Annotated in this window: 4 protein-coding genes; all 4 read right to left on the reverse strand. The window is 54.4% G+C overall.

Translation table 11 applies throughout. From position 1 onward, the window contains the following. On the reverse strand, window positions 1-536 hold a 536-nt coding region (locus VGK48_16635), incomplete at its 3' end, for an SDR family NAD(P)-dependent oxidoreductase (protein HEY2382804.1). Between the two features lie 175 nt (window positions 537-711). Next, window positions 712-1,194 carry a hypothetical protein gene (locus VGK48_16640; protein HEY2382805.1) on the reverse strand — a complete coding sequence of 161 codons (483 nt, stop codon included), beginning with the start codon at window positions 1,192-1,194 and terminating at the stop codon, window positions 712-714. A gap of 53 nt (window positions 1,195-1,247) precedes the next feature. Next, window positions 1,248-2,204: an aldo/keto reductase gene (locus VGK48_16645; GenBank protein ID HEY2382806.1), complete on the reverse strand. Its 957-nt coding sequence runs from the start codon at window positions 2,202-2,204 to the stop codon at window positions 1,248-1,250. A 279-nt stretch (window positions 2,205-2,483) separates the two neighbouring features. Next, window positions 2,484-2,709 (reverse strand): hypothetical protein (locus tag VGK48_16650; protein HEY2382807.1); only part of this gene is annotated, 226 nt, incomplete at its 5' end.

Here is a 2,709-nt window from a genome sequence, read left to right on the forward strand (position 1 = left end):
GCAGGAGGTTTGTCCTCTGTAGTTGGGATCGGAATCAACGGTCGACCCTGCTCATCGTTGACTTCCCAGTTGCCCATTCGGAGTTGATCCACGCTGCGGGCGCCGCCAGTCCGAGGAAGCCCTTCCACATTTCGATACAGACCTTCGCCATAAACGCTCATGCTGGACGCTACGACGACAGACTCCACCGGCTTCTTGCTCAGTGCTTGCATCAGAGTAGCGGTCCCGCCATTATTTACGCTGGTGTATTCCTCGATCTGATACATGCTCTGCCCCACGCCGACGAGAGCTACCAGATGGATCACGGAATCGATTTGCCGGAGCGCTCGTGACAACACTTCGGAGTTACGAATATCGCCGACAATCAATTCAACATCTGCGTCCAAGTAAGCAGGCCGAGCGCGCTCGGGGCCATGAACTTGTGGGACAAGGTCATCTAGCGCACGGACGCGGTAGCCATGTTCCAGCAATTCGTTAGCGACATGCGCTCCGATGAAACCTGCGCCGCCCGTGATCAGGATGTTTTTATGTGACATTAGTAAAGAGTCCCGGGCACAGATCGTCCTATTGCGGTATGTGAACTGGCCAGGTGACTAACCTGTCTGATACATGTAGGCCGATTTCGTTACCGGCGGGTATGTACAGCTAGTAATTCTCCGATGGGAGAACCTCGATCTAAGGCTGGCGTCGCGGAACAATCAACGAGCTATATCATCTCTTGCCGGCACTCGCTTTGGAAGCACTATGGCCGGATGATTGATTTTTGGTTTCGGCGTTCTCGCGAGATACGAGTTTATTGAAATTACTCTTCTTCCCGTCGGCGGTCTTCTCTTGATACACGAGGGCGAGTTCCTGTTCATCGAACTTCTCAAAGAATTCTTCCCAGGAAATCTCTTCGAGTTTGCCTTCGCCGCTGTAGCCGGGAAAATCAATTCTGAGAATTCCAGCGTCATGTGGGCCGCCAGTTTGCTTGACGTGCGCAGGTTTACCGTTCCGCTCTTCGGCCCATTTACGGATCTCTTCGTGGTTCGTTGTGGTTTTGGACTGACTGGACATTTTGCCTCCTGTCGATTGGTCGCAACTTGCCTTCCAAACGGCTGGCAGTCGGCTATCCAGGGAATCACCTTTAAGAATTGCCGCCAAGTGAGCTAAAACAATCGGCGGCAGAGCGATTTTCAGAACTTCTCCAGACATCGACGATCGAGACGGTGCCTTAAGTTTTTGCCGAGTATGGAAAAGATTCCCAGTCAGCCGGCTGGCTCCGGAGCCAATTTCTGTACGGATGGATCGTCACCACCCAGCCAATCGGGATGCCTGGCGGTACCATCGAAATGCGCCGACACTTTGAACAGTTCGTACTGTCCGGTCTCCGCCACATGTGCCGTCGTTGTAAGCAAAGCACTGAATTCCTGCTCGGCGAGCGGCTTGAAAGTTTTGGCAGCCTGGAAGGCCTGGTCGAGAATCTCCGGCTTATCGATGCCGGTGATCACCACATCGGCAGGAAGATTCAGCGCGTAATGGAGGCAGTCGATCGGGTTTCGAATAGCGCCGCTCTTCAGGATAATGCCATCTCCTCCGCAGAAAGGCTTCATGGTTTGGATGCCGATCTTCTGTTCCACAAGCTTCGGCATGACAAGTTGGGCAAAGCTCCGAAAGTGAGCATCCATTAGATTGGAGGGCATCAATACTGCATCGAAGGAGAAGCCATGTTTCGCCGCCACTTCCAGCATGTAAAGGTGAACATGCGGATCCTTGTGGCCAGTAAATCCGATAAAACGTAATTTGCCCGCCTTCTTCGCCGCTAATAGCGCCTCCCATGCGCCACCTTCACGAAAGATGCGATCCGGATCATCAAAGCGCAGGATTTCGTGAAACTGCACCAGGTCGATGCGATCTGTTCTTAGGCGCGAAAGCGAGTCGTTCAATTGATCGGTGGCGTTGTTCTTGTCACGGCCATCGATTTTGGTCATAAGGAAGACCTTATTTCGATAGCCGCCCTCGGCGAGTGCATCGCCCATCCACCGTTCACTTCGGCCCTCGTTGTAATCCCAGCAATTGTCCATGAACGTGATGCCGCGATCAATCGCTTGATGCATGAGCCGGGTCGCTGCCGCTTGGTTAAGCGCAGGTTTGCCTATGTGCGAGCCACCAAGTCCAATGGCCGAGACGGTTTCTCCGGTGCTTCCGAATTTTCTGTACAGCATTTCGCCCCGTAATTCCCCCGGGTTCGTGACGCGGGGGATCCGCGGGGGCCGGGCGGGGACGGTGGCCGATGATCCGTTCTGTTGTCCTAAGGCGACCTGCGCCGTCGCTCCGGTAAATGCCAAGTTCCGCAGAAAACTTCGTCTTTCCATGATGTCGCGTGCTCCTGACGCTTAGGGGACACAGGACGTAGGTTCCTGGTTTCACGAGCATTCAATGATGAGGGCGTTGCGCTTCCGGCTCGGTTCAGCCGTGTTACACGCGCGAAAAGCGACTTGGATTCAGGCGGCTTTGTCGGGGAGCTTGAGGTAACCTTTCTTCTTGTATTCGTAATAGCGGCCGTTCTGGATGGCGGCTTTCACTTCTATCTGCTGCTCGCGGGCGGCGATTTCTTCAGTTGAAAATTCAAAGCCAATTTCGGCGGGATCGAACGGCAGGCCGCACTCTCGGGCGGTGCGGTAGTGAAGAATGGCATCTTGCCAGCGCCGGTTCTCGGCTGTCCGGCGA

The sequence above is a fragment of the Terriglobia bacterium genome (assembly GCA_036496425.1).
Taxonomy (GTDB): Bacteria; Acidobacteriota; Terriglobia; order 20CM-2-55-15; family 20CM-2-55-15; genus 20CM-2-55-15.

What these genes read in the sequence shown, in the direction of transcription:
- VGK48_16640 (HEY2382805.1), bottom strand. Translation starts at nt 1,194, where the DNA reads ATGTCTGGAGAAGTTCTGAAAATCGCTCTGCCGCCGATTGTTTTAGCT.
- VGK48_16645 (HEY2382806.1), bottom strand. Translation starts at nt 2,204, where the DNA reads ATGCTGTACAGAAAATTCGGAAGCACCGGAGAAACCGTCTCGGCCATT.